Origin of the sequence: Candidatus Nucleicultrix amoebiphila FS5 (assembly GCF_002117145.1) — a bacterium.
GTDB classification, from domain to species: Bacteria; Pseudomonadota; Alphaproteobacteria; order Caedimonadales; family Nucleicultricaceae; genus Nucleicultrix; species Nucleicultrix amoebiphila.
On record NZ_CP008743.1, the window covers coordinates 1809431 to 1832500 of the forward strand.

Below are 23070 nucleotides of genomic sequence, written 5' to 3' on the forward strand. Positions count from 1 at the left end.
TCTATGAAAGCCCGTCGCAGTATTTTTCTTTTTACATTTATGGTCTTTGGGTATGTCTTTTTATATGCCCCCATTATGTCGCTTATCATTTATTCTTTTAATGAGTCTAAAGTCGTAAGCCTTTGGACAGGATTCTCTTTAAAGTGGTATAAAGCGCTCTTTGCAAATCAAGACATTCTTAACGCTGCATGGTTGAGCTTAAAGATTGCTTTTATGACTGCAAATTTAGCTGTGATCATCGGAACGGTCGGTGCTTTAGTTATTGTGCGTTTTAAGTCTTTTAAAGGGAAATCAATTCTAAATGGATTGGTGACAGCTCCTCTGGTTATGCCAGATGTCATGACTGGTTTAGCGCTTCTGTTGATGTTTGTTGTTCTCGGACAGACAATAGGATGGCCGAAGAGAGGAATAACAACAATTACTTTGGGTCATGCGACTATTGCTATTGCCTATGTTCTCGTAGTTGTAAGAGCACGTTTGGCAGAGTTTGATGTAGACCTTGAGGAAGCTGCTCTTGATTTAGGTGCAAAACCGATGACGGTATTTTTTAGAATTACTTTACCAATTATATTCCCGTCGATTGCTGCTGGGTGGCTTTTGGCTTTTACTCTGTCTCTCGATGACGTAGTGCTTGCAAGCTTTTTGTCAGGGCCTGGATCCACTACATTGCCTCTTGTTGTATTCTCAAGTATTAGAAAAGGAGTAAGTCCTGAAATTAATGCTTTGGCCACAATTATTGTTTTATTGGTAACCGTGGGGATTCTGATTGCAGGTTATGTTGTGAATCGACGTATTAAAACTAAACAACGTTGGCAAGATATTTAAAGAAAATGGAGTTCAACAAAGTGTCAAATAATTTGAGAAAGCCCTATGTCATTGTTTTGGGTAACGAAAAGGGTGGCACTGGTAAGTCGACAGTGTCGATGCATCTTATTACGCATCTTTTAAGATTAGGATTTCAAGTTGGCAGCATTGACGTGGATGCACGTCAAGGTACATTAAGCCGTTATATTGAAAACCGTAATGATTATAAAAAGCGCAAAGGTGTCAATTTACCCATGCCCGATCATCAGCCCATTTTTAAGAGTGAGTTGAAAAGTTTAGATGAAGCTGAGAAGGATGAAACGAGTCGTTTTGATACTTGCTTGAAAACTTTTCAAAATAAGGATTTCATCGTTATTGATACACCCGGTAGCGACAGCTTTTTATCTCGTTACGCTCATTCATTTGCTGATACACTTATTACACCATTGAATGATAGCTTTATTGATTTGGACATGCTTGGTCGCGTTAATCCAGAATCTGGCAAGGTTGAAAAACCGAGTACCTATGCAGAAATGGTCTGGGATCAAAAGAAACGTCGCGCTATGCGTGGTAAGGGGACTTTTGATTGGATTGTGATCCGTAATCGCTTAAGTTCCCATCGGGCGAAGAATAAGAAAGAAATGCAAGGAGCTTTGGAAAATCTTGCAAAACGTATTGGTTTTCGTTTGGGCTGGGGACTTGGAGAAAGAGTTATTTTTCGTGAACTGTTTTTAGACGGACTCACCCTTCTGGATCTAAAAGATGCGGGAATTAGTATGACTCTTTCTCACTTAACTGCACGTCAAGAACTTCGGGCTTTGTTGGAGATGATTCGCTTGCCCGCTTTATCAGAAAAACTTTCTAAAGCCAGTTAAGGAGCGCACAGAATGTCAATTCTTGTAGGCGCAGTTTTATTAGTGGCTACTCTTTTTCTGGCGCGTTGGTTTATACATGTAGATACTGAAACGCGTGCTAAAGCTGCTAAAATTGGCTTGGCTATCGTTGTTGTTTTGGCTTTTGTATTAATCTTTTTTGGGTTAAGGCTGCCATTCGTTATTACGGGCTTATTCGTCCTCATTCCATTTTTGCCTTATTTTTTTCAACAAGAAACACAAGAACTCTCTAAATCAGCTGTCTCAACACATATGACGTTAGAAGAGGCACGTCAAATCCTCGGTGTTAAGGCCCGTGATACGGAAGAAGAGATTTTAAAGGCCTATCGCCGCATTATTCAAAAAGTGCATCCAGATAAGGGAGGATCAGCTTATCTGGCAGCAAAAGTTAATCACGCTAAAGATGTTCTTTTGAAAAATTAATTGTTTTTCTGACCGTGATTCGATAAACGGGAAGGGACGTTGTATAAATCATGGATAGGATATGAAAAAAGTTCGTAAAGCCATTTTTCCTGTTGGGGGGCTAGGAACACGTTTTTTGCCTGCAACTAAAGCGATGCCAAAAGAAATGCTTCCTGTGGTGGATAAACCATTGATTCAATATGCCGTTGAAGAAGCTGCCGCCGCTGGCATTGAAGAATTTATTTTCGTAACGGGACGTGGAAAGACTTCTATTGAAGATCACTTTGATCATTCTTTTGAGCTTGAGTCGATGCTTAAGGATAGAGGCAATAACAATGCCTTAGATGACCTATCAGGACTTGTGCGAGCCCCCGGTAGCATCTGTTATTTGCGTCAACAGGAACCTTTGGGGCTAGGACATGCCGTATGGTGTGCGCGCCATTTGATTAATGATGAACCTTTTGCCGTTCTTTCTGCCGATGATTTTATTTTAAGTGATCAGCCTTGTTTAAAGCAAATGGTTGAGGCTTACGATGACGGAAATATGGTTGCAGTGACAAATGTTCCGCAACAGAACGTTTCTCGCTATGGCATCTTGGATGTTGACAGAGATGAGGGAAATAAAGTGTGGGCAAAGGGTGTGGTTGAAAAACCTCCTGTTGATAAAGCTCCTTCTAATGTCGCGATTATCGGGCGTTATGTTTTACTTCCTGAAATTTTTACGCATTTAGAGCGTCAAGAGCGAGGTGCTGGCGGTGAAATCCAATTAACTGACGCGTTTATTCCGATGATAGGAAAATATCCTTTTGTGGGATATAGATTTAAGGGACGCCGCTTTGACTGTGGTTCAAAAGAGGGGTTGTTAGCAGCAAATCTTAATGTTGCTTTTAAACGAGACGATCTTAAACAATCCGTCACTCAAGAGATTCAAGCACTTTATGATGAGATCTCTGAGCATTCTCAAAACGTTAAAATTAAAGGAGCTTAAATGCGCATTTCAGTTATTGGCACAGGATATGTAGGCCTAGTTTCTGGCACGTGCTTTGCAGAATTTGGTGTTCATGTAACTTGTGTAGACAAAGATCAAACAAAAATCGAAGCTCTTAAAAGAGGGATTATTCCGATTTATGAACCTGGATTAGAGCAGCTGGTAACAGATAATGTTAAAGCGGGACGTCTCGAATTTTCAACTGACCTCAAGGCGTCTGTAAAAGAAGCGGATATCGTGTTTATAGCAGTAGGGACACCGACGCGTCGTGGTGGCGGTCATGCAGATCTTTCTTATGTATTTGCGGCTGCTGAGGAAATTGGCCAATCCTTAGAGGGATATACTATTATTGCGACTAAATCCACTGTACCTGTAGGGACAGGCCGAAAGGTTGAGGAGATTTTAAAAAAGACCAATCCTAAGGCAGAGTTTGATGTTGTCTCCAATCCCGAGTTTTTAAGAGAAGGGTCGGCGATTGAAGATTTTATGAGACCTGATCGTGTGGTAATTGGCTGCAGTAGTGCACGTGCCGAAGAATTGATGCGTCAGCTTTATCGTCCTTTATACCTTATTGAAACACCTTTGGTGATGACGAGCCTAGAGACAGCTGAGCTTACGAAGTATGCATCAAATGCTTTTCTGGCGACTAAAATAGCCTTCATCAATGAAATTGCAGATTTATGTGAAAAAACTGGTGCCGATGTGCAAGCAGTTGCAAAGGGTATGGGATTAGATAAACGGATTGGTGGTAAGTTTCTTCATGCGGGCCCAGGTTATGGAGGCTCATGTTTTCCGAAGGACACCTTGGCGCTGGCCCAAACAGCAAATGATTATGGTTCTCCCTTGATCATTGTAGACACTGTTGTTTCAAGTAATGATAAACGTAAAAAACAAATGGTGAATAAAATTATTGCAGCTTGTGGTGGAACTGTTCAAGGAAAGAGCATTGCGGTTTTAGGGGTTACTTTTAAGCCAAATACGGATGATATGAGAGAAAGTCCGAGTTTAGACATTATACCAGGACTTCAAAAACAGGGAGCTGAAGTACGAGCCTATGATCCAAAAGGAATGGAAGAAGCCAAAGAGCTTTTGCCTAATGTTATGTGGTTTGAAGATCCGTATGCGCCTATGAAAAAAGCTGAAGCTGTAGTGATTCTTACGGAATGGAACGAATTTCGTGCGTTGGATCTTGATCGCATGAAAAATGAACTTAAAACTCCGATGGTCATTGACTTGCGCAATATATATAAGGCCGATGAAATGGCACAGGCAGGATTAGATTATGTGTCGATCGGTAGAACTCCTGTGTACAAAACGAAAGAAGGCTTAAGGGCCGTCATATAGATATGTCTTATCCACAAAAAATCTTTCGTGAATACGACATTCGGGGGGTAGTAGGCACTGAAATAACGCACAGGTTTGCGTATGAGTTAGGCAGAGCCTATGGTACCATGGCTGAAGCTCAAGGGGCGCAAAAAATTGTTATAGGCTATGATGGACGTTTAAGCTCACCTGATCTTGTGATGGGGTTACAAGAAGGACTTAAAAAGAGTGGACGCGCCGTCATTAATGTTGGTCTTGGTCCCACCCCTATGGTTTATTTTGCTCAAAGAGCTTTGAACGCTGACGGCGCCATTATGATTACTGGATCTCATAATCCAGCTCATATGAATGGCTTCAAAATGATGCTCAAAGGGGTGTCGTTTTTTGGCGATAATATTCAAAAGCTGTATAAAACTTTGACGCAAAGTGATTTTTTTGAAAACGCAGGAAGCATCGAAGAAGTGGCTTTTGAAGGAGCCTACGTAGAATATCTCCTTGAAGATTTTAAGACTCATTATGAAACTTCACGTCCTTTAAGGGTTGTATGGGATGTGGGGAATGGTGCTATGGGTAACGCTCTCCAACGCCTCCTCAAGAAGATGCCCGGAGAACATATTGTCCTTAATGGAACCATTGATGGTCACTTTCCAGCACATCATCCAGATCCTACAGTGCCTGAAAACCTCGTGGAATTACAACAAACTGTTCTTTCTCGTAAAGCAGATCTGGGCATTGCTTTTGATGGTGATGGAGATCGCTTGGGGGTGGTGGATGAAACTGCCCAAATTATTTGGGGGGATCAGCTGCTTATTTTGTTTGCAGAGGAAGTTTTAAAAACTCACCCCGGCGCCACAGTATTAGCAGATGTCAAAGCGAGTCAGGTGCTCTTTGATAAAATCAAAGAGATGGGAGGAAATCCTCTCATGAGTCGTACTGGACATTCTTTGATTAAAACAAAAATGAAAGAACTTTCTTCTCCTTTAGCAGGTGAAATGAGCGGTCATGTTTTCTTTGGTGATCGCAATTTTGGGTTTGATGATGCGCTCTATGCAGCTTTGCGTCTTTGCGGGATTGTTGGCATGAAAGAAAAGCCGCTGAGTGCATGGCGTTTATCACTACCTAAAACTTACGCAACGCCTGAGTTGCATATTCAGGCTCAAGACGTTGATAAATTCAAAGTGATTCAGTCAATTCGTGTTGAATTGGAAAAAAATAATATAGATTTTATAGATGTAGATGGCGTTAGAGTTGTGAAAAAAAATGGTTGGTGGTTACTAAGGGCCTCTAATACTCAAGAAATTTTGGTAGGGCGTGTTGAAGCTTTGAGTGAAAAGGTTCTTGGAGAATTGAAAGACGATTTAGAAAGCCATTTAAAAAACTATAATTTGAAAGTGAGCTAAGAGGGATGGCGAAACGTTCGCGTACATTAATTATCCAAGCTTATCCCGGCATCGGCGATATGATTTGGTATTTACCGTATATTAGGGCAATTGCGCGACAATCCCCGACGGGAAAAGTAACAGTGCTTACCAAGTCTCGATCCTTAGCACAGCGTTGGTTAACGTCCGAGCCAATAATTGAAGAAGTGCTTTATATTGAAAAGAACGAAATTTGGAAGGCAATTCGTGAAATTCGTCAGCGAAAGTTTCAACAATCATGGGCTTTGCATCGGAGCGTTACGCATGCTTTTCTGCCTTTTGCTGCTGGCGTACCTGAACGTTATGGTTTGGGATTGGGACGTCAAAATCTTTTTCTAACATCTAAGAAATGTTTAGATGCTCGTTGGCGTCAAAAACATACCATCGAGCAGCTTGAGAGTTTAATGGCTCTCCATAGTATTGATTGGGCAAAAGAATCACGAAGATTGCCTTTGTTGCCCAAATCTCTCAATTATGTGGATAGTCGTTTTGGAGCATTGCCCAGACCTTGGATATTCTTTGGCATTGGTGCGAGTGATCGTTTGAAATGTTGGCCTCTTTCAAATTTTGCAGAATTAGGACTATCTCTGCAAAAAAACGCAAGAGGTACTATTTTTATTTGTGGAGCGCGTTTTGAATCTAAAGAAGCTGAATGGATTGTCGAAGAGATGAGCGAAGGAGGTGTTCACGCACAAGCAGTGACTGACCTGGAGATTGAAGATTCTTTTGCATTGTTATCTCATGGAGATTTATTTGTAGGGAATGACAGCAGTCTTATGAATGCTGCTGCTTGTCTGGATATGCCTTCTGTAGGACTTTTTGGCGTTACGCCCCCTTTAACATATTCAAAAAATCTTTATCCTGTGATTCGTCCCGATCAAAAACTGGAAACAGAAACACCTATGGCCAGCATTTCAGTTGAAAGAGTGTTTCAGTTCATAGAAGAAAAAAAACTTTTAAAGGAAAAATATTTTTCAAAAGAAGCTTCATAAGGTGTTTTTTCTTGACGCTATACCTGAAGTTACTTAATGAATTGCTGGAATATAATAAAAAAAATAGATAAGAAATGTCCGATACCTTTTTAACTCAATCCCATTCAGTCATCGTCACTGTCAAAGTACAATTTGTTGAAGAAGAATCCTTACCTAATGGTCCCCATTACGTTTGGGCTTACCATATAAACATTCAGAATCAGAGTGTTGAGACTCTTCAGTTATTACGTCGTTTTTGGCGGATTGTTGATGCGACAGGGTATGTCGAAGAAGTCGAGGGAGAAGGGGTTGTGGGGGAAATGCCTATTCTTGCACCTGGTGAATCCTATCAATACACAAGTGGTGTTCCTTTAAATACACCCTCAGGTATTATGGGTGGCTACTATGAAATGGAAACGCAAGATGAAAGAACAATAAAAATTCTTATTCCAACTTTTGTTTTGAATAGTCCCGAGGAGTCAGTAACAATTAATTAAATGATCTTGATTACTGAAAAATAAATTGCTCCAGAAAAAAGACTGAGTAATACAAACAAAATTGATTCAACGATATTTATTTTTTTGAGCATCATAGCATCATAATGATCGTGGATTCTTATGTATTGGCGTCTTATTTCCATGTAGGATAGAAAAAGGAGGCTCCCGACTACAACGAGCAAAAATATCAACCATCCCAAGCTGGGTTGAATCCAAAAAATAAAAGTCAAAACCCAGGCAATAAAACCAAAGAACATCATTATGCCTCCATAACGAGCCGTCCAAAAAGAGAAAGAGAAAGCTGGCATTTCTTTAGTCTTAATAAAAAGACGTAAAATTCGCGGCCCTAAATAACGTGTAATTGAGGCTATGTAAGCCAATAAAGCTAACCCAAGGCTGATGTGCGTTAAAGCTTCTATGGATTCAAAATTCACCAGCCAGCTTAGATCCACAAAACGTTTTTTCATCATACGAAAGGTTACAAATAAAGCACTGACCATAAAACCTGTCCCAATAAAAGGCGCCAGCATGTTCAGGTGTAGGCTTGAAAGAATTTGCTCAATAGGGGTTTTTGCTTTTGAACCATCGGGATGAAGGACAAAAGGAGCCACAATCAATAAGAGTTTCTGAACCCAAAGAGATGCAAAAAATTTTTCGGGATTAAATGATTTCATCACTTTAGGGAGCCCGATTTAAATCCATAACTTGAATGCGTGCGAGCCTTTGATAATCCTCAAATTGCTTTTGTAGTTGATCAAGATCAACAGAGATACTGTGCTTTTGGAGTATATTTTTTATGTGCTCAAAGATGATTTCAGGAGTGGAAACACTTAAGGAAACAATCTCTTGAGCAAATTGTTGTGTTTCGGCTTCTGAAAATTTCATCAATTTGCTCGCCCAAGCACTTAAATAAACATAGGTGAGTGCCCGAACTTTATAGGTATTGTTATCTTCTGGATGATTTGATTGTGTTGTCTTTTTCAAGTTTTGACCCATTAATCTTATTATAAAGTTATTGACTTTTATGAGCATTATATAGTGAAGTGTCGCACATGAAATTATCAAGTGCAATGTCTATCTTAGGGTTTTAAGTCATGGCTATTAAAGCAGATGCATTAAAAAAACTTATTGAAGAAAATTTGATCGGAGCTTCCATCAAAATTGAAGATACTATGGGAGATGGGGATCATTATAAGGCCACTATTGTGTATGCTGGTTTTGCTGGAAAATCACGCGTAGAACAACATAAAATGGTCTATGGAGCTCTCGGAGAGATTATGGGGGGAGCATTACATGCTCTTTCTCTGGAAACACGGGCCGAATAGTATGAGGAGATGAAGAATGACACAAACTCTATTTGATGAAATTAAACAGCAAATTCAAGACAATGATGTGGTTCTCTATATGAAAGGGACTCAAAAAACGCCAATGTGTGGCTTTTCGGGGTTTGTTGTGCAGGTTTTGAATAAATTTAAAGTTCCTTTTCTAGATGTGAACATTCTTGAAAATCAGGACATGCGTCAAGCTATTAAGGATTTCACCAATTGGCCGACGATTCCGCAACTTTATATTAAAGGAGAATTCGTTGGTGGCGCTGATATCGTTCGCGATATGCTCGCTTCTGGTGAATTTGAAAACCTTTTAAAAGCAAAAGGTATTCTCAATATTTAAGATTTGTGCGAGGTTTGAGATTGCTTTAAACGCTCTTCAAGATACTCCCCCATTTGTCTATAGGCTCTGTTAAGCAAGTCTTCATAATCGTAAGAAGCTTGCTTTTCCTGAGGATCTTTAGGTTGTTTTGAAACAAAGGTAGATGAAGAAGGTGTTTCTTGGTCATTTTCTTCCTGAGGGAAATCTGAAGAACTCAAAGCGCTAGAAATATGCAGAAGTAAAATAAGGCTGAATAGTATTTTGTAAATCATTGCAATCTCCCGTTTATCGTTATTGTTTTTTACCCAATAAAAAAGCCAGGGGTTTTATTCCTGGCTTTTTTAAGTGTTGTTCCATCTCTTTTATCGTGAGTAAAATTCGACGACCAAATTTGGTTCCATCTTTACTGGGTAAGGAACATCAGCCAATTGAGGAGTTCTTACGAACTTACCCTTCATAGATTTGTGATCCACTTCCATATAATCTGGAATATCACGTTCGCTGGATTGGGATGCTGCCATCACAAGGGCCATCTCACGAGATGCTTCTTTTACCTCAATCAAATCCCCTTCTTTCACCAAGTAAGAAGGAATGTTGACGCGTTGACCGTTCACTAGAACGTGACCATGGTTTACGAATTGACGTGCTGCGAACACCGTTGGAACGAACTTCATACGATAAACAACGGCATCCAATCGTCTCTCGAGGAGACCAATGAGGTTTTCGCTGATATCACCGCGGCGACGTACTGCTTCTTTATAGAAGCGACGGAATTGCCTTTCATTGATATTGCCGTAGTAACCTCTTAAGCGTTGTTTAGCTTGCAATTGTAAGCCGTAGTCTGAAGGCTTATTGCGCTTTTGACCATGCTGACCAGGGCCATAATTTCTGGAGTTTACTGGACTTTTGGGGCGTCCCCATAGGTTTAATCCCAACCGACGATCAATTTTATATTTTGAACTTAAGCGCTTTGTCATTCATCACTTCCATAATCAAGAAAATCTTACCTAAAGCCAGCAACTATAGTAATTTTATGTGCCTTGTCAAATTGTTTATTTTCAATTTTACCTTGGCCGTCGTCTTGGACGCGAAAAAATGCCATTTGGATTCACCAAACTTGAGACGACTCCCCTTAATGTACGCACTTCTTGAGAGGTCATGTCAATGCGGGAAAAAATATTTCTTAAATTGCGTTGCATAATCGATTTTTTGTGTTCTGGTCTAAGATAGCCTGCTTTATCTAATTCATCTAATAACTGATCTAGAAAACCATCCACTTCTTCTTTCTTGGCAAGGTCAGAATTACCATGATTTAAATGACTTTCTCTTGAATCATTGAGGCTAGAAGCCAGAAAAATTTCATAAGCAAGAATGAGAACGGCTTGCGATAGGTTAAATGAGCTAAATTCAGGATTAACAGGGATTTTTATGACTCCTTTAACGCGGCCGAGATCATCATTTTCGAGACCACACTTCTCAGGACCAAAAAGCACGCCAATTCTTTGACCTGATTGATAAAGCGGCGTTACGATTTTTGCAAAATGTCGCGGGGTCATCACTTCTTGCACCATATCTCGATGACGGGCTGTCGTCGCATAAAGACGATGAAGATCAGCAGTTGCTGATTCAACATTCTCGAAACACTGAGCATTATCTAAAACGATGTCTGCGCCTGCTGAAAGAGCTCGGGTGTTTTCATTAAGCCAATTGAGGGGGGGGCGCACAAGACGCAATTCTTGAAGACCACAATTGAGCATAGCCCGCGCGGTATTGCCAATATTTCTTCCTAATTGAGGATCGATTAATATCATTACTGGAAACATTTGAATCCTTATACTCGACGCCAAGTCGTGCCTTTTGGGCTATCTTCAAGGATAATTCCATTTTCTTCTAGAGTCTTGCGGATGCTATCGGCCTGAGCAAAATCCTTATTAAAGCGTGCTGATTGGCGTTCCAGGATCAATTGCTCTATTTGAGGAATTTCGAGAGTATGCGCCTGTTTTTGAACAGTCTTTTGAAACCAAATCTTTGGATCTTGTTGTAAGATTCCAAGAAGACTTGCGTTTTTTCTTAAGATAGCTTGCATTTGCGCTTTCTCAAGAGAAGACTCGGCTGCATGAATGTCTGACACAAGGCTGTGCAACCATGTTAATGTTTTTGGCGTATTGAGATCATCTTGCAAGATAGCTATGAACGCTTCATCATAAGACGGTTCCTCATGCAACTCATAATCTTTTAATGCAGTGTAAAAGCGATCAAGCGTACTTTTAGCTTGTGCAAGGGTAGTATCTTTCCAATCTAAAGGTTGCCGATAATGGGTTGAGAGAAGTGCAAGGCGTATTGTTTCTCCGTCAGCTTGATCGAGCAGATCCCTCACTGTAAAGAAGTTACCTAAGGATTTGGACATTTTTTCGCCATTAACGGTTAGAATGCCGTTGTGCATCCATAGCCGAGCAAAGCTATTATTTCCAAACGCAGCTTGGCTTTGAGCAATTTCATTTTCGTGGTGTGGAAAAATCAAGTCACGTCCCCCGCCATGAATATCAAAGCTGGTTCCAAGATGCTTACAACTCATTGCTGAGCATTCTATATGCCAACCAGGTCGTCCTCTTCCCCAAGGACTCGGCCAACCGGGCACATCATCGGTTGAAGGTTTCCATAACACAAAATCCATAGGATCCTTTTTATAAGGTGCTATTTCAACCCGTGCACCAGCCAGCATATCGTCGAGATTGCGTTTTGATAGCGTGCCGTAGTCTTTAAAGCTTTTCACATTGAAGAGAACATGTCCTTGTGCTTCGTAAGCATGATCTTTTTGAATCAAAGTTTCGATGATATCTATCATTTCTTGAATGTGCATCGTGGCTCGAGGTTCAATGGTCGGAGGTAAAATACCTATGGTGGCCATGTCTTCATGAAATAGTCTGGTTGTGCGTTCAGTTAAGGCGCTTATGGGTTCTCCAGATTCTTTTGAGGCTACAATAATTTTATCTTCAATATCAGTGATATTACGTGCGTAAGTCGTTTTATAAAAAATTTGTAGAAGTCGAAAAAGAACATCAAAAACAACATAGGGGCGCGCATTCCCAATATGGGCACGGTCATAAACTGTTGGTCCGCAGACATACATTTTGACTTCGCCAGGCGTTATTGGAACAAGCTCTTCGCGGCATTGAGTAAGGGTATTATAAAGGATAATCGTCATCGTCGTCCTTTAAACAGAAAGTCTTTCAATCGTTTTTTCAGGACCAATAGCCAGGAGAAGCTTTTTCATCTCAGGGCCATGCTCTTCCCCCGTCAGTGCTAGTCTTAAGGGGCGAAACAGCTCTTTTCCTTGGCGACCAGTTTGTTCTTTTAGCGCGTCAGTCCATTTTTGCCAGGTAAATTCGTCCCACGGGGTATCTGGCAGTAGGCTTTTTGCTGTTAAAATAAAGGGTCTATCTTCAATTACGGGGGTGATTGATTCATTACAAACAGACCAATAATGCCCAATGTCTTTAATCTTTTTTAAATTACCACGCATGGCATTCCAAAAAGATTCAGTAATATGAGATAAATTTAAAGCATGGAGCTTTGGCCTTGCCATTTCGAAAGACATATTATGAAGCAATTTTTCGTTTAAACGCCATAAAACATCTAAGGAAAATTTAGGCGATGCCTGTCCAAATTTCTTAAGATCAAAATCAGTGACTAAAGCTTCTAGATAATAAGATGCTTTGACTTCATTTGATGTTCCAAGGCTGGCTAAATAGGAATTTATAGCCATAGGATCAATGCCTTCTTCACGCAAAGATTGCAAACTAATACTGCCTAATCTTTTTGAAAGGCTCTCTCCTTGCTCTCCAGCGATCAGAGGAAGATGTCCAAAGTGAAGGTCCGCTGGCGTGCCACCGATCGCTTCGTAAAGTTGGATCTGAATTGCTGTATTGGAAATATGATCGTTTCCGCGTATCACATGCGTGATTTTCATGTCCAAATCATCGACGACAGAAGAAAGTGTATAAACAGGGCTCCCATCTTCACGAATAAGGATAGGATCACTAAGCTTTTCTGCATCGAATTCCATGGGGCCATGGGCTAAGTCATCCCAAGTTATCTTTCCTGGATTTAAGAAGAATCGCCAATGGGGCTTGCGATTCTCCTGCATGTATTTTTCCATCTGCTCGGAAGATAAATTGCGTGAAGATCGATCATAAATTGGAGGGCGACCTTGAGCTAAAAGCCGTTTTCTTTTAAAATCAAGCTCTTCTGGAGTTTCATAGCAAGGATATAAGCGACCCACTTGCTCTAACTTGTTAATGACGTTCTGATAACGCTCGAGATGGTCTGACTGACGATAATATTCTTGATGGATAATCCCCAGCCACTTTAAGTCTTGATGAATACCTTCTGCATAAGTTTCTGAGCCTCTTTCAGCATCTGTGTCATCGAGCCTTAAAATAAATATCCCATTGTTTTTTTTGGCGTAAAGGCAGTTTACTAAGGCAGTGCGTGCATTGCCAACGTGTAAGAGACCTGTTGGACTGGGCGCAAAACGTACGCGAGGGGACATTTTTGACATGGAATCCTTAAAATCAAAGTTTTTAATTTTTAAGAAAACTAACAGATAATCTCTACCTTGCCTAGGGGGGTGCGTATAACTGTGTTTAAAAAGACACATGGTGGGAAAAATTTTGACAAGGGGGGTTTCTTTCAGTTGCCTTCTTTATTTAAGGGGCGCTATCTAGGGTTAGATTTAAATTTGATTAATATTCCATTAAAAAAGGGTTAAGACATGAAGAAGATTGCTTTAGCACTGTTAACATCGGCGCTTGTAAGCGCACCAGCCATTGCGGCTTCAAAAGAGTTTCACGGTTTCCACGTTGGAGTGAACGGCGGGTATGGCATCGGTTCTGGAAAGACAGACCAAAACTTTTTTATTCCCATTGCTCCTGGTAATCAGTTCAATAGCGTTGATCTTGGGTTAAAAGGTTTTCGCGGTGGTCTGCAATTTGGTTATGATTTTATGCTCACCAATGCTTTTTTGATTGGTCTTGAAGCGTCCGGTGATTTTAGCAATTTACAAGGGTCTCAGACACGTCAACGTGCCGGGGGAGGAAACTTGCTTGTAACTGATGAATATAGTTTAAAAAGGTCTGATTCTTTTGGAATTGCTGCACGTATTGGTGGAATTATCCATAACCACTTTTTAGCTTATGTGAAAGTTGGTGTGGAAACTGCTAAATGGACTGTTGATTTAAAAACGAATGATAGAATTAACTTTGATATTAAAGCGAGTGACTCAAAGAAAAAACGTCTTACAGGTTTTGTAACAGGGGTTGGCTTTGAAACTAAACTCGATAAGCATTGGTATCTTGGTGGTGAATGGACTTATACTATGTATAAAGATGCTCCTCAATTGTCTTTAGCTGGTAATCCTGGTGGTGTGCTTAACATCTCTCAAACTTATAAAACTAAACCACGCGTGTCTGATTTCCGTTTGAGAATCGGGTACCGCTTCTAATTAGAACGGTATTTCCCGTCATTTAAAAGCCCACCTTTGGTGGGCTTTTTTATACAAAAAAACCTCCCCTATAAGTGGAGGTTTTTGACTTATTTTAAGGTGTAAATTGAAATGCTTTATTCGACCGTGACAGATTTGGCGAGGTTACGAGGTTGATCGACATCAGTCCCCCGGGCAACAGCCGTATAATAAGCGAGTAGCTGAATGGGGATCGTGTAGAGAATCGGGGAGAGATAAGAGCAGATCTCAGGTAATGTCACCCGAACTGTATCTTTTAACGTGAAAGCTTTTTGGCCTTTAGGGTCACTTAAAAAGATGATACGGCCTTGTCGTGCATGGACTTCGTGGACGTTTGATAAAGTTTTTTCAAAGAGGTCATCATGGGGAGCGATAATGATAATCGGCATAGCCTCATCAATAAGCGCAATCGGTCCATGTTTAATTTCCCCTGCAGCATAGGCTTCTGCGTGAATATAGGAAATTTCTTTGAGTTTGAGCGCTCCTTCAAGGGCAATGGCGTAGCTGGTGCCCCGTCCAAGATAGAGAGCGTTTGAAGCATGTTTCAGATCTTGAGTAATAGATTTAACCTCATCTTTTAAAGTCAAAGCTTTTTCAAGAGTATTGGGTAAACGCGCCAGCTCTGCACAATAGTCTTTTACTTCTTCCGAGGTAATTACTTTGCGCTGTTCTGCTGCAGCTAAGGCTAGCACAGAGAGAACTGTTAATTGTGTTGTGAACGCTTTTGTTGAAGCTACACCAATTTCTACACCTGCATGGGTAAGAAGACAAACATCGACAAGGCGTGCCAAAGAGCTTTTAGGAACGTTTACAATTCCGATGCAGTGTTGTCCTTGAGATTTAGCATAATGAAAAGCAGCCAATGTATCCGCAGTTTCACCAGATTGAGAGATAAAGAGAGCGACCCCATTTTTGGGCAAGGGAGGCATGCGATATCGAAACTCGGAGGCAATATCAACTTCAACAGGGATTCGTGCTACTTTTTCAAACCAGTACTTTGCCACAACGCCAGTATAATAAGCCGTTCCACATGCAACAATTGTAATTTTTGGTACATCCTGCCAATGAAAGGGAAGGGGGGGAAAATAAAAATGAGATTCAGAGACGTTCAAATAGTGGCTCAACGTTTGACGTACGACATCTGGTTGTTCAAAAATTTCCTTAGCCATGAAATGCTCAAATGAGCCTTTATTCAAATCTTCGCCTTTGGGAGCTGGTTCTATAGGGCGTTTTACTGGAGTACCTTGAACATCATAGATTTGTGCAGAAGTTAAAGAAAGAACCGCTAAATCACCTTCTTCAAGATAAGAAATTTCTTGGGCAAGGCCACTTAATGCAATGGCGTCAGATCCTAAAAACATCTCATTATCCCCATAACCAATGGCAAGGGGACTGCCATGGCGTGCGCCAATGAGAAGATCAGGAGTGTCTTTAAAGAGTACGGCAATGGCATAAGCCCCCTTTAAACGTTGCAAGGCCTTTTGCACTGCTTGTAAAGGTTTTGTGTCAGATTGGAGATAGTATGTAATCAAGTGCACAATAACTTCAGTGTCTGTTTCACTATTGAATACGACCCCTTGTTGCATCAATTCACGACGCAGTTCATCATGATTTTCAATAATACCATTATGAACGAGAGCTACTGTATCACTCTGATGAGGATGAGCGTTCGTTTCGTTTGGCAGTCCATGGGTCGCCCATCGTGTGTGGGCGATACCAATCATCCCTTTTAGAGGACTTGTCTCAAGACGTTTTTCCAGGTTAATGATTTTGCCCGGTGTGCGTCTAACGTGAAGATCCCCATGAGAAAATGTTGCAATCCCTGTTGAGTCGTACCCTCGATATTCAAGGCGTTTAATTCCTTGTACCAATCGATCAACAACTGACGTTGAAGAAATAATTCCAACAATTCCACACATCTTTAAGAAGACTCCTTTATCATCCGCTTTTTACGAAAACGTGCAGCGGCCTCTTTAATTTCACGTTGATCGGATCGGGTCAAAGCAATCGCATCCGCGCTTACACTTTGGCTTAGCGTACTTCCTGCTCCAATAATTGATCCTTTTCCAATAGTAATTGGAGCAATGAGCGCTGTATTAGATCCAATGAATACATTTTCTTCAATGACAGTCTTATATTTGTTAAGACCATCATAGTTGCACGTGATCGTTCCGGCGCCGATATTGGTTTTCTTGCCCACATGTGCATCACCAATATAGCTTAAATGATTGGCTTTAGATCCTTCTTCGAAGACAGTATTTTTCGCTTCAACGAAGTTACCAATGCGGACACCTTGTCCAACGACAGTATTGGGACGAATGCGTGCATAAGGACCGATCACAGCTTTTTCTTCAATTAAGGCGCCTTCAATATGAGAAAAACCTTTGATACGTGCATCACGTTTTACATGGACATTTGGTCCAAAATAAACAAAAGGTTCAAGTGTTACGCCAGGCTCAAGAATAGTATCGTGGGATAAAAAGACAGTTTCAGGTGCTTGAAATGTAACCCCTGAATCCATGAATTTAATCCGTTGTTGGGTTTGGTAAAAATTTTCTGCAAAAGCGAGTTCTTGTTGGGAATTAATACCTTGTGCTTCCCATTCCTCAATCATCATAAATCGGGTTTTGATGTTTTTCTCATTGCCTAGACGGACGGCTTCAAAAAGATAATACTCATTGTTAATGGGGGGTATTTTTTCAAGAAGAGATAAGGCACAGCTTCCCTTTATGCCCATAAATCCTGAATTACAAATAAATGTGGCCTTTTCGGTCTCGCTTGCATCTTTGTATTCGATGATTTTTTCAACGAATCCGTCATCACCTATAATGGTGCGCGCATATTGACGCTTATCTTTTGGAGTCATGGCTAAAACAACAATCTGAGATTGATCAAGGGACTCCAAAGTTTTTTGCAGCGTGGCGCTCTGGATAAAAGGGGTATCTCCGAATAGAATGAGAACTTTACCAGGAAGATTTTCTAAATAAGGACGTGCAGAAAGAACTGCATGGGCAGTACCTTTTGGAGGGTCTTGATAGACGATCTCGATTTTAGGATTTTCGCGTCTTAAATAGGCTTCAACCTCTTTCATCTGAGGTGAGAGGACAACAATCGTTTGATCAACCTGGGTTTGATTTACCGTATCAACAATGTGCTGAATAATAGGTTTTCCTGCCAAAGGGTGTAAAACTTTAGGCAGTGATGATTTCATACGGGATCCTTGGCCCGCTGCAAGAATAATAGCTATTGAAGGTGAGCTCTTCATTTTTTAATTTTCCTTAAAAACATTGAATTGACAATGCCATAGGCTTGAAAGTTGGCCAAGAATGTTAAATGTGACGAAAAATTTCAAGTGAATTCTTCTCGATGCTATCTAGGACAAGCTTTATGAAGATTATTAAGAAAAATATTGCCAATTTGGTGTTGAATTTGTACATTAAGGTAATTTTAATAAAATTTTAACCATTTGGATGTCATGAGAGTACAAAAAGTAAGCTGGGTTTTTGCTATAAGTCTTATTTTCAGTGGGTTTTCCCATGGAAGTACTTCTGTTGTTTTAGATGCAGATGAAAAAACAAAAATTGCTTTTAAAACTATTTATGAAACGCATCAAAAGACAAGCTCGGGAAGCACATTTAAGAGTCCTTCCAGTCAGGAAATACTAGAAATTCAAAGATCGCTGCGCATTAAGTTTCATCCATTAATAACAAGCTTTCTAAAGAAATTAAGTGGATGCACTTTTGAAGATGCAGACTTTATTACCGCTAACCATGGTAAAGAAAGTGACCTTGTCAAAGCGATCAAGAATGCACGTGAATGTAAGATTGACAAAGATTGGATTCCCTTTAATCGGGTGCAAGGTAGTGAATGTGATTTTTTTAATAATAAAACAGGGGAGATTAAGCGTTTCCTTTTTATCCCCTCTCAAAAAGATCAATCCAAACCCTATGTACAGGAACTAAAAAAATGGGGATGCTTGCTAGAGTGGGTGCAATCAAAGCAAGCTGATAAAAAAGAGCTTAATCATACGCCTGAAAACGACGAAAGTGAAAACACGAGCCCCTCAAAGTAAAGGGGGACCCGTTGATTTTTACGGTTTCACCATAAGCTCGAGCAACTTTATGTTGGCCGCTTTGCGTTCCTTGTCGAATTGACCATCAAAATGTATTGAAAGTCCTCTGACATTGTTGTGATTAAAGAGGTCATAGAAAGCTTGATGTATTTTTTGATGACAAAGATAGACAGGATTCACAATCGTGCCCTGTTCTTTTGCTCTCCTGATAAACTGTACCATTGGTGTATCTGGCATATCTGAGACATCGAGAGTGATCTTTGCTCCTGCTCCTTGTACGAGATGCATATAGTTACCTAAAAGAGGAGTTAGAGGAGCTGTCTTTTCATCATCAGAGAGTCTAAAACTATCATCTGTTTCTTCAAGAACCAGGGCACCTTCTTCCTTATCAAAGAAAACTGGGTTGCATCCACGTTTTAGGAGGGATTTGTTATTTTCTCCTTTTGTATTCTGAAGCAATAGATCGATCAGAGACAAATCGACAACAAATGTTGAGGCGCCAATAGAGATGACTTGGAGTTGAGGGTCATCGGCAAAAATTTCAAAAAATTTATTAACAAGAGTTTGAACAGAAGGAATATCGCCATTTTGTTTAGCACTCGATACAAACTTCATATACTTTCCCCACCTTAAAAGTTGGAACGGTCTTTTATCTGCTTGTGTTTGTGCGCTCTCTTGTAAAGCCTGCTCTCGCACTTTTTCCTGACGACGCGTCGTATAGCTTTTTTGGGGGCTTGTTTTTGTAGGTTGAAATTCTTTGGATGCGACAGGCTTTTTTTGCTCTAGACGTAAGGCTCTGACGATGGGTTTCACAGGACTCAAGCCGAGCCCACCTGCATTTCTTGGAATCTCACGCAAGACTTGATATTGAGAGCGCGTTAATCCGTCGCGACGCTCAACAGCCTTGTCTCCCCAGTTATCAGGCGTTGCTTCTCTTAGTTCTTCAGGATCTATATCGTCAAATAAGCCTTTGCCTTCTTCGAGAAAACTTGTGTCATATTCTTCTAAATCTTCAAAAGAGTTATCCCATGAAGGATCACGATCCGTGTCCTCAGATTCTTCGTCCTTCTCTTCATTTTTTCTTGCTTTTTTGGGAGAGATATCTTTCTCTGCAAGGCTATCTTCTTCAACGATCTGACTTTCACTTTTTGTACCCTCTTCTTGAAAGGTAGGGCTTGCAGGAATGGAGGAATGCTCAGAGGAATCATCCCACTTTTCTTTAAGAGTTGAAGGGGTAAAATTTTCAGAATCTCTATCAAGGTCATAAAATGTCAGCGTTTTTCTAACCCTATCTTCTAATAAAGGGTTTTCCAAAAGCGTTGCCTGTAAAGGGTTTTTAAGGATAATGAGCCCGACAGCAACTAAAATAAACATTTTGAAGATTTGATTCATCCTCAAGAAACTCCTCATTAAGTAATGCATGATGACATACTATTTAATACTTTTTGTTGATTTGTACAATATAATATTTGCATAGTTGTCATGATATTTTGTTAGTATAAATACTAAAAATTTATTAAAATTTAATTAAAAATTTAATTTACCTTATTGACTGAAAGGAATTATGCGTTGCATTTGCTGCAAGAGTTTGGAATGATAGGGGCCTTGCTGTTGAAGAAGGTAAAAGAAGCTAAAAAAATGAAAATTAAATTCCCTTGTAAGTATGTTCTGTCGAGAAAATGCATCCTCTATATCTCTGGAGGAGCTTTTTTAATCACGCTCCTTGTGTTGAGTTTATTTTATTCCATGAATAATCACAGTGCCCTTGAGAAAAATGAGAACGATGCCTTGGTGATGGAACGAGGAGAAACCGGGACTGCCAAAATTGGAGGCGCTTTTAAATTGGTTGATCAAAATGGTGTTATTCGTACGGACATTGATTTTCGTGGAAAATACATGCTGATTTATTTTGGCTATAGTTTTTGCCCAGATATTTGTCCCACAGCCCTTTATAATATTGCTGAAGCACTTGAGATGCTTGGAGATAAAGGACAAGAGATACAACCTATCTTTATTACCATTGATCCCGATCGCGATACGGTAGATGCGCTTTCTTCATACATGCAGAATTATCCGCAGCAATTTATCGCTTTGACCGGAGAGGATGGGGCGATTAAAGCTGCTATGGATGCTTATGGTGTCTATGCGAGTAAAGTCGAGAGAGAAGATAGTAATGATTATTTGATTGATCACTCGTCAATTGTATATCTTATGGATCGACAAGGTAGATTTTTAAGTCATTTCAGCCATAATACAATGCCTGATAAAATTGTAGAAATTTTGCGAAAGCATTTTTAATTAAGATTTATTAACCCTTAATCGTTGATACTCAAAAATAACAAAAAAATACGGGAGATAGATCATGCGGCAATTCTATAAGCGACAAAAAAACCATTCAGAAATGTCTGCAGTGTATTATTTTGTTGATTTTAAAAAAGCGACATATGTGCCCAGCAATCTACTTTTTGATATGGCTCATCGCGTGACTTCCAATCCTTTTATACCTTTGAATAAAACGACGACAGGTCGAACGATGTCGGCAAACTTGGAGATGATGGAGCGTTTCACTCATTTCTATGGAAAGCCTTCATTTGAAATTAATCAGATTGTTTCTCAAAATGGGTGTGTTTACAAAATTCACGAAGATGTTCTGATGAATAAGCCTTTTGGTCGCTTAATTCATTTTCGTAAGGAACTGATTCGTTCTGAATTTACTAAAGATCAAGCCGACGAGAAAATGCCGAAATTATTATTGGTGCCTCCTTATTCAGGTCACTATGGCACGCTGTGCCGCGATACGGTCAATACTCTCTTAAAGGATCATGATTTGTATCTAGCGGATTGGAAAAATGGTCGAAATGTCCCTCTTTATGAAGGAAGTTTCAAGCTGGAAGACTATATTCAGTATTTGATAGATTTTCTTCACTCTTTTGGAGAACGCGTCCACATTATGGGCATCTGTCAACCTGCGTTACCTGTGATGGCGACTGCTTCTATAATGGCGGCGCATAATGACCCTTGTCAGCCGCTTTCGATGACAATTATGGGGGGGCCTATAGATACGCGCGTTAATCCCACAAAAGTTAATAAACTGGCAAAAGAAAAGAAAATTGAATGGTTTGATGAAACTGTTATCGCGCGTGTGCCCCATTATTATCCAGGAGCTTTGCGTCGTGTATGTCCTGGTTTTATTCTGTTAGCAGGATTTATGAGCCTTAATCTCGAACGTCATCTTAATGCGAGTTTTGATCATTTCAATCATCTCGTGCAGGGGGACGATGATAGTGCTGAAGCGCATCGACGTTTTTACAATGAGTATAGGTCTGTATTAGATTTGCCTGCTGATTATTTCTTAGACTCTGTTGAAATCGCTTTCCAACACCACAATTTACCTTTGGGGACTATGCGTTGGAAGGGAGAAACTGTTGATCCAAAAGCTATTCGCAGAACTGCTTTATTGACTGTAGAGGGAGAAAAGGATGATATTTCTGGAGTTGGACAAACAGAAGCTGCTCAGGCCTTATGCACAAACATTCCTCAAAACATGAAAAAGCATTATTTACAAAAAGGGGTTGGTCACTACGGCGTTTTTAATGGTAAACGGTGGAGAGAGTCCATCGCGCCTGTCATTCGTGATTTTATTAAACACGTGGAAAGCAATCAATCGCCTTCAAGTATAACGTCTTTAAAACGAAAAGTTTCTTAAAGGAATAGCGTGCTTAGTCAAAAATTTACGTTTTTTTAGCTCCTGCAGAGGAAGATAGCTGTTGAGACTATCTCTATATCTTAAATGATGAATGTTTTAACAGTTTCAGGATCAGGGAGCTAAGCATGATAAGACATGTATTCTCTTGGGCTTTTTTAGGAAGTGTTTTATTAACAAGTCCTGTAAATAGCTTGTATTTAAAAGATTTAGACGAAGGAGAGGTAAAAGAGCGGTTGCTAAAAAAGGGGGGGGAAAGTTACACGTTAAATAAGAAAAGTCGGGAGAAGAGCCTTTTAAAAAACTTTCCTCTTAAAAAAACACCAGATTCTACTTTTGTGACTGATATTGATCATGTGGTTGATCAGTTAATGCAAGTTAATGAAACAACCGTCTTTAAAGAAGATATTCCTTATGATGCTGCTATCAAAGTGCGATTAATGAAGTATTTCAAGTTAACAAAGAATAAAAAGAAAAATGAACACGCCAAAAATGATTTTAAAGAAGCTCTTGAACTCATTAAGAAAAGACATAAAGCAAAACGTAAAGATCGAAATCTTGACTGCTATACGATTGTCACAAAACTCGAGCAGTCAGCAGAATCAGGTTATCTACCTGCACTTTCTGCTTACGGTCTCCTCAATCGATATGGTCTTTTGGGTCTGAAGAAAAATATTCCTTTAGCAGAAGCTTTTTTTAAAATTGCTGCAGAGTCAGGAGATGATGTAGGGATGAGATATTTGGGGAAACTCAGGCATAAACATTATGTGCTCGACGATACACTGACGAAATCAACATTCGTCAAGGCAGATCGCATCCCTGAGATGA

General features: G+C 40.1%; 25 protein-coding genes (1 of these 25 running past the window's edge). 15 read left to right on the forward strand and 10 right to left on the reverse strand.

Features of this window, described 5'->3' with window-relative positions; all coding sequences use genetic code 11:
* The first annotated feature begins 3 nt into the window (after window positions 1-3).
* The 8 genes from GQ61_RS08940 to apaG all read left to right on the forward strand — a co-directional run bounded on the left by GQ61_RS08940 (window position 4) and on the right by apaG (window position 7296).
* Window positions 4-825 carry an ABC transporter permease subunit gene (locus GQ61_RS08940; protein WP_085785002.1) on the forward strand — a complete coding sequence of 274 codons (822 nt, stop codon included), beginning with the start codon at window positions 4-6 and terminating at the stop codon, window positions 823-825.
* A 20-nt stretch (window positions 826-845) separates the two neighbouring features.
* Window positions 846-1679, forward strand: a complete 834-nt coding sequence (locus GQ61_RS08945; RefSeq protein WP_232317318.1) for a division plane positioning ATPase MipZ — start codon at window positions 846-848, stop codon at window positions 1677-1679.
* 12 nt (window positions 1680-1691) lie between these two features.
* Window positions 1692-2120, forward strand: a complete 429-nt coding sequence (locus tag GQ61_RS08950; protein ID WP_085785004.1) for a DnaJ domain-containing protein — start codon at window positions 1692-1694, stop codon at window positions 2118-2120.
* A 61-nt stretch (window positions 2121-2181) separates the two neighbouring features.
* Window positions 2182-3087, forward strand: coding sequence for a UTP--glucose-1-phosphate uridylyltransferase GalU (gene galU, locus GQ61_RS08955; protein WP_085785005.1), 906 nt, complete (start codon window positions 2182-2184; stop codon window positions 3085-3087).
* The gene (locus GQ61_RS08960; protein ID WP_085785006.1) at window positions 3088-4431 is read left to right on the forward strand and encodes a UDP-glucose dehydrogenase family protein; all 1344 of its coding nucleotides are present in this window, start codon (window positions 3088-3090) and stop codon (window positions 4429-4431) included.
* Window positions 4432-4433: 2 nt separating this feature from the next.
* Window positions 4434-5810, forward strand: coding sequence for a phosphoglucomutase/phosphomannomutase PgmG (gene pgmG, locus GQ61_RS08965; RefSeq protein ID WP_085785007.1), 1377 nt, complete (start codon window positions 4434-4436; stop codon window positions 5808-5810).
* 5 nt (window positions 5811-5815) lie between these two features.
* Window positions 5816-6820 (forward strand): glycosyltransferase family 9 protein, encoded by a 1005-nt coding sequence (locus GQ61_RS08970; RefSeq protein WP_085785008.1) that lies wholly within the window; start codon window positions 5816-5818, stop codon window positions 6818-6820.
* A gap of 74 nt (window positions 6821-6894) precedes the next feature.
* Window positions 6895-7296 (forward strand): Co2+/Mg2+ efflux facilitator ApaG/CorD, encoded by a 402-nt coding sequence (apaG, locus tag GQ61_RS08975; RefSeq protein ID WP_085785009.1) that lies wholly within the window; start codon window positions 6895-6897, stop codon window positions 7294-7296.
* On the opposite strand, the gene GQ61_RS08980 is transcribed toward apaG, so the two are convergent.
* The gene (locus tag GQ61_RS08980; protein WP_085785010.1) at window positions 7293-7970 is read right to left on the reverse strand and encodes a hypothetical protein; all 678 of its coding nucleotides are present in this window, start codon (window positions 7968-7970) and stop codon (window positions 7293-7295) included. The two genes, apaG and GQ61_RS08980, sit on opposite strands and share 4 nt — an antisense overlap.
* 4 nt (window positions 7971-7974) lie before the next feature.
* The gene (locus GQ61_RS08985) at window positions 7975-8280 is read right to left on the reverse strand and encodes an ATPase inhibitor subunit zeta (RefSeq protein ID WP_198157336.1); all 306 of its coding nucleotides are present in this window, start codon (window positions 8278-8280) and stop codon (window positions 7975-7977) included.
* A 110-nt stretch (window positions 8281-8390) separates the two neighbouring features.
* Between GQ61_RS08985 and GQ61_RS08990 the strand changes: the two genes are divergently transcribed.
* Together GQ61_RS08990 and grxD are read left to right on the forward strand one after the other, a co-directional pair.
* Entirely contained in the window at window positions 8391-8621 is a 231-nt protein-coding gene (locus GQ61_RS08990) for a BolA/IbaG family iron-sulfur metabolism protein (protein ID WP_085785012.1), read from the forward strand.
* Between the two features lie 16 nt (window positions 8622-8637).
* The gene (grxD, locus tag GQ61_RS08995; RefSeq protein ID WP_085785013.1) at window positions 8638-8967 is read left to right on the forward strand and encodes a Grx4 family monothiol glutaredoxin; all 330 of its coding nucleotides are present in this window, start codon (window positions 8638-8640) and stop codon (window positions 8965-8967) included.
* On the opposite strand, the gene GQ61_RS09000 is transcribed toward grxD, so the two are convergent.
* From GQ61_RS09000 to gltX, 5 genes are all read right to left on the reverse strand, one after another.
* The gene (locus GQ61_RS09000) at window positions 8964-9218 is read right to left on the reverse strand and encodes a hypothetical protein (RefSeq protein WP_085785014.1); all 255 of its coding nucleotides are present in this window, start codon (window positions 9216-9218) and stop codon (window positions 8964-8966) included. The two genes, grxD and GQ61_RS09000, sit on opposite strands and share 4 nt — an antisense overlap.
* A 90-nt stretch (window positions 9219-9308) precedes the next feature.
* On the reverse strand, window positions 9309-9923 hold the full coding sequence (rpsD, locus tag GQ61_RS09005) for a 30S ribosomal protein S4 (RefSeq protein ID WP_085785015.1): 615 nt from the start codon (window positions 9921-9923) through the stop codon (window positions 9309-9311).
* Between the two features lie 87 nt (window positions 9924-10010).
* Complete coding sequence (locus GQ61_RS09010; protein WP_085785016.1) at window positions 10011-10769, reverse strand: RNA methyltransferase; 759 nt, start codon at window positions 10767-10769, stop codon at window positions 10011-10013.
* A gap of 8 nt (window positions 10770-10777) precedes the next feature.
* A complete protein-coding gene (gene cysS / locus GQ61_RS09015) occupies window positions 10778-12151 on the reverse strand; it encodes a cysteine--tRNA ligase (RefSeq protein WP_085785017.1) in 1374 nt (457 codons plus the stop codon).
* Between the two features lie 9 nt (window positions 12152-12160).
* A complete protein-coding gene (gene gltX / locus GQ61_RS09020; RefSeq protein WP_085785096.1) occupies window positions 12161-13498 on the reverse strand; it encodes a glutamate--tRNA ligase in 1338 nt (445 codons plus the stop codon).
* 222 nt (window positions 13499-13720) lie between these two features.
* On the opposite strand from gltX, the gene GQ61_RS09025 reads away from it, so the two are divergent.
* Complete coding sequence (locus GQ61_RS09025; protein ID WP_085785018.1) at window positions 13721-14449, forward strand: outer membrane beta-barrel protein; 729 nt, start codon at window positions 13721-13723, stop codon at window positions 14447-14449.
* A gap of 116 nt (window positions 14450-14565) precedes the next feature.
* Here the strand turns inward: GQ61_RS09025 and glmS are convergent, their stop codons facing one another.
* Both glmS and glmU read right to left on the reverse strand, forming a co-directional pair.
* Window positions 14566-16386: a glutamine--fructose-6-phosphate transaminase (isomerizing) gene (gene glmS, locus GQ61_RS09030; protein ID WP_085785019.1), complete on the reverse strand. Its 1821-nt coding sequence runs from the start codon at window positions 16384-16386 to the stop codon at window positions 14566-14568.
* A gap of 2 nt (window positions 16387-16388) precedes the next feature.
* Window positions 16389-17732 carry a bifunctional UDP-N-acetylglucosamine diphosphorylase/glucosamine-1-phosphate N-acetyltransferase GlmU gene (gene glmU, locus GQ61_RS09035; protein ID WP_085785020.1) on the reverse strand — a complete coding sequence of 448 codons (1344 nt, stop codon included), beginning with the start codon at window positions 17730-17732 and terminating at the stop codon, window positions 16389-16391.
* A 210-nt stretch (window positions 17733-17942) separates the two neighbouring features.
* On the opposite strand from glmU, the gene GQ61_RS09040 reads away from it, so the two are divergent.
* Window positions 17943-18539: an SMI1/KNR4 family protein gene (locus tag GQ61_RS09040; RefSeq protein WP_085785021.1), complete on the forward strand. Its 597-nt coding sequence runs from the start codon at window positions 17943-17945 to the stop codon at window positions 18537-18539.
* A gap of 18 nt (window positions 18540-18557) precedes the next feature.
* Here GQ61_RS09040 and GQ61_RS09045 read toward each other — a convergent pair whose 3' ends face one another.
* Window positions 18558-19931, reverse strand: a complete 1374-nt coding sequence (locus GQ61_RS09045) for a hypothetical protein (protein WP_085785022.1) — start codon at window positions 19929-19931, stop codon at window positions 18558-18560.
* Between the two features lie 354 nt (window positions 19932-20285).
* Between GQ61_RS09045 and GQ61_RS09050 the strand changes: the two genes are divergently transcribed.
* The 3 genes from GQ61_RS09050 to GQ61_RS09060 all read left to right on the forward strand — a co-directional run.
* Window positions 20286-20837 carry an SCO family protein gene (locus GQ61_RS09050; protein WP_198157337.1) on the forward strand — a complete coding sequence of 184 codons (552 nt, stop codon included), beginning with the start codon at window positions 20286-20288 and terminating at the stop codon, window positions 20835-20837.
* Between the two features lie 64 nt (window positions 20838-20901).
* Window positions 20902-22245 (forward strand): polyhydroxyalkanoate depolymerase, encoded by a 1344-nt coding sequence (locus tag GQ61_RS09055; RefSeq protein ID WP_157111186.1) that lies wholly within the window; start codon window positions 20902-20904, stop codon window positions 22243-22245.
* Window positions 22246-22370: 125 nt separating this feature from the next.
* Window positions 22371-23070, forward strand: the 5' portion of a protein-coding gene (locus tag GQ61_RS09060; protein WP_085785024.1) for an SEL1-like repeat protein. It continues 209 nt past the right edge of the window; 700 of the gene's 909 nt are visible here — the first part of the coding sequence; the start codon lies at window positions 22371-22373; its stop codon lies beyond the right edge, outside the window.

Coding starts and splice junctions, on each gene's coding strand:
- GQ61_RS08940 (WP_085785002.1), top strand. CDS start 4: ATGAAAGCCCGTCGCAGTATTTTTCTTTTTACATTTATGGTCTTTGGG.
- GQ61_RS08950 (WP_085785004.1), top strand. CDS start 1,692: ATGTCAATTCTTGTAGGCGCAGTTTTATTAGTGGCTACTCTTTTTCTG.
- galU (WP_085785005.1), top strand. CDS start 2,182: ATGAAAAAAGTTCGTAAAGCCATTTTTCCTGTTGGGGGGCTAGGAACA.
- GQ61_RS08960 (WP_085785006.1), top strand. CDS start 3,088: ATGCGCATTTCAGTTATTGGCACAGGATATGTAGGCCTAGTTTCTGGC.
- pgmG (WP_085785007.1), top strand. CDS start 4,434: ATGTCTTATCCACAAAAAATCTTTCGTGAATACGACATTCGGGGGGTA.
- GQ61_RS08970 (WP_085785008.1), top strand. CDS start 5,816: ATGGCGAAACGTTCGCGTACATTAATTATCCAAGCTTATCCCGGCATC.
- apaG (WP_085785009.1), top strand. CDS start 6,895: ATGTCCGATACCTTTTTAACTCAATCCCATTCAGTCATCGTCACTGTC.
- GQ61_RS08980 (WP_085785010.1), bottom strand. CDS start 7,970: ATGAAATCATTTAATCCCGAAAAATTTTTTGCATCTCTTTGGGTTCAG.
- GQ61_RS08990 (WP_085785012.1), top strand. CDS start 8,391: ATGGCTATTAAAGCAGATGCATTAAAAAAACTTATTGAAGAAAATTTG.
- grxD (WP_085785013.1), top strand. CDS start 8,638: ATGACACAAACTCTATTTGATGAAATTAAACAGCAAATTCAAGACAAT.
- GQ61_RS09000 (WP_085785014.1), bottom strand. CDS start 9,218: ATGATTTACAAAATACTATTCAGCCTTATTTTACTTCTGCATATTTCT.
- rpsD (WP_085785015.1), bottom strand. CDS start 9,923: ATGACAAAGCGCTTAAGTTCAAAATATAAAATTGATCGTCGGTTGGGA.
- GQ61_RS09010 (WP_085785016.1), bottom strand. CDS start 10,769: ATGTTTCCAGTAATGATATTAATCGATCCTCAATTAGGAAGAAATATT.
- cysS (WP_085785017.1), bottom strand. CDS start 12,151: ATGACGATTATCCTTTATAATACCCTTACTCAATGCCGCGAAGAGCTT.
- gltX (WP_085785096.1), bottom strand. CDS start 13,498: ATGTCCCCTCGCGTACGTTTTGCGCCCAGTCCAACAGGTCTCTTACAC.
- GQ61_RS09025 (WP_085785018.1), top strand. CDS start 13,721: ATGAAGAAGATTGCTTTAGCACTGTTAACATCGGCGCTTGTAAGCGCA.
- glmS (WP_085785019.1), bottom strand. CDS start 16,386: ATGTGTGGAATTGTTGGAATTATTTCTTCAACGTCAGTTGTTGATCGA.
- glmU (WP_085785020.1), bottom strand. CDS start 17,732: ATGAAGAGCTCACCTTCAATAGCTATTATTCTTGCAGCGGGCCAAGGA.
- GQ61_RS09040 (WP_085785021.1), top strand. CDS start 17,943: ATGAGAGTACAAAAAGTAAGCTGGGTTTTTGCTATAAGTCTTATTTTC.
- GQ61_RS09045 (WP_085785022.1), bottom strand. CDS start 19,931: ATGAATCAAATCTTCAAAATGTTTATTTTAGTTGCTGTCGGGCTCATT.
- GQ61_RS09050 (WP_198157337.1), top strand. CDS start 20,286: ATGAATAATCACAGTGCCCTTGAGAAAAATGAGAACGATGCCTTGGTG.
- GQ61_RS09055 (WP_157111186.1), top strand. CDS start 20,902: ATGCGGCAATTCTATAAGCGACAAAAAAACCATTCAGAAATGTCTGCA.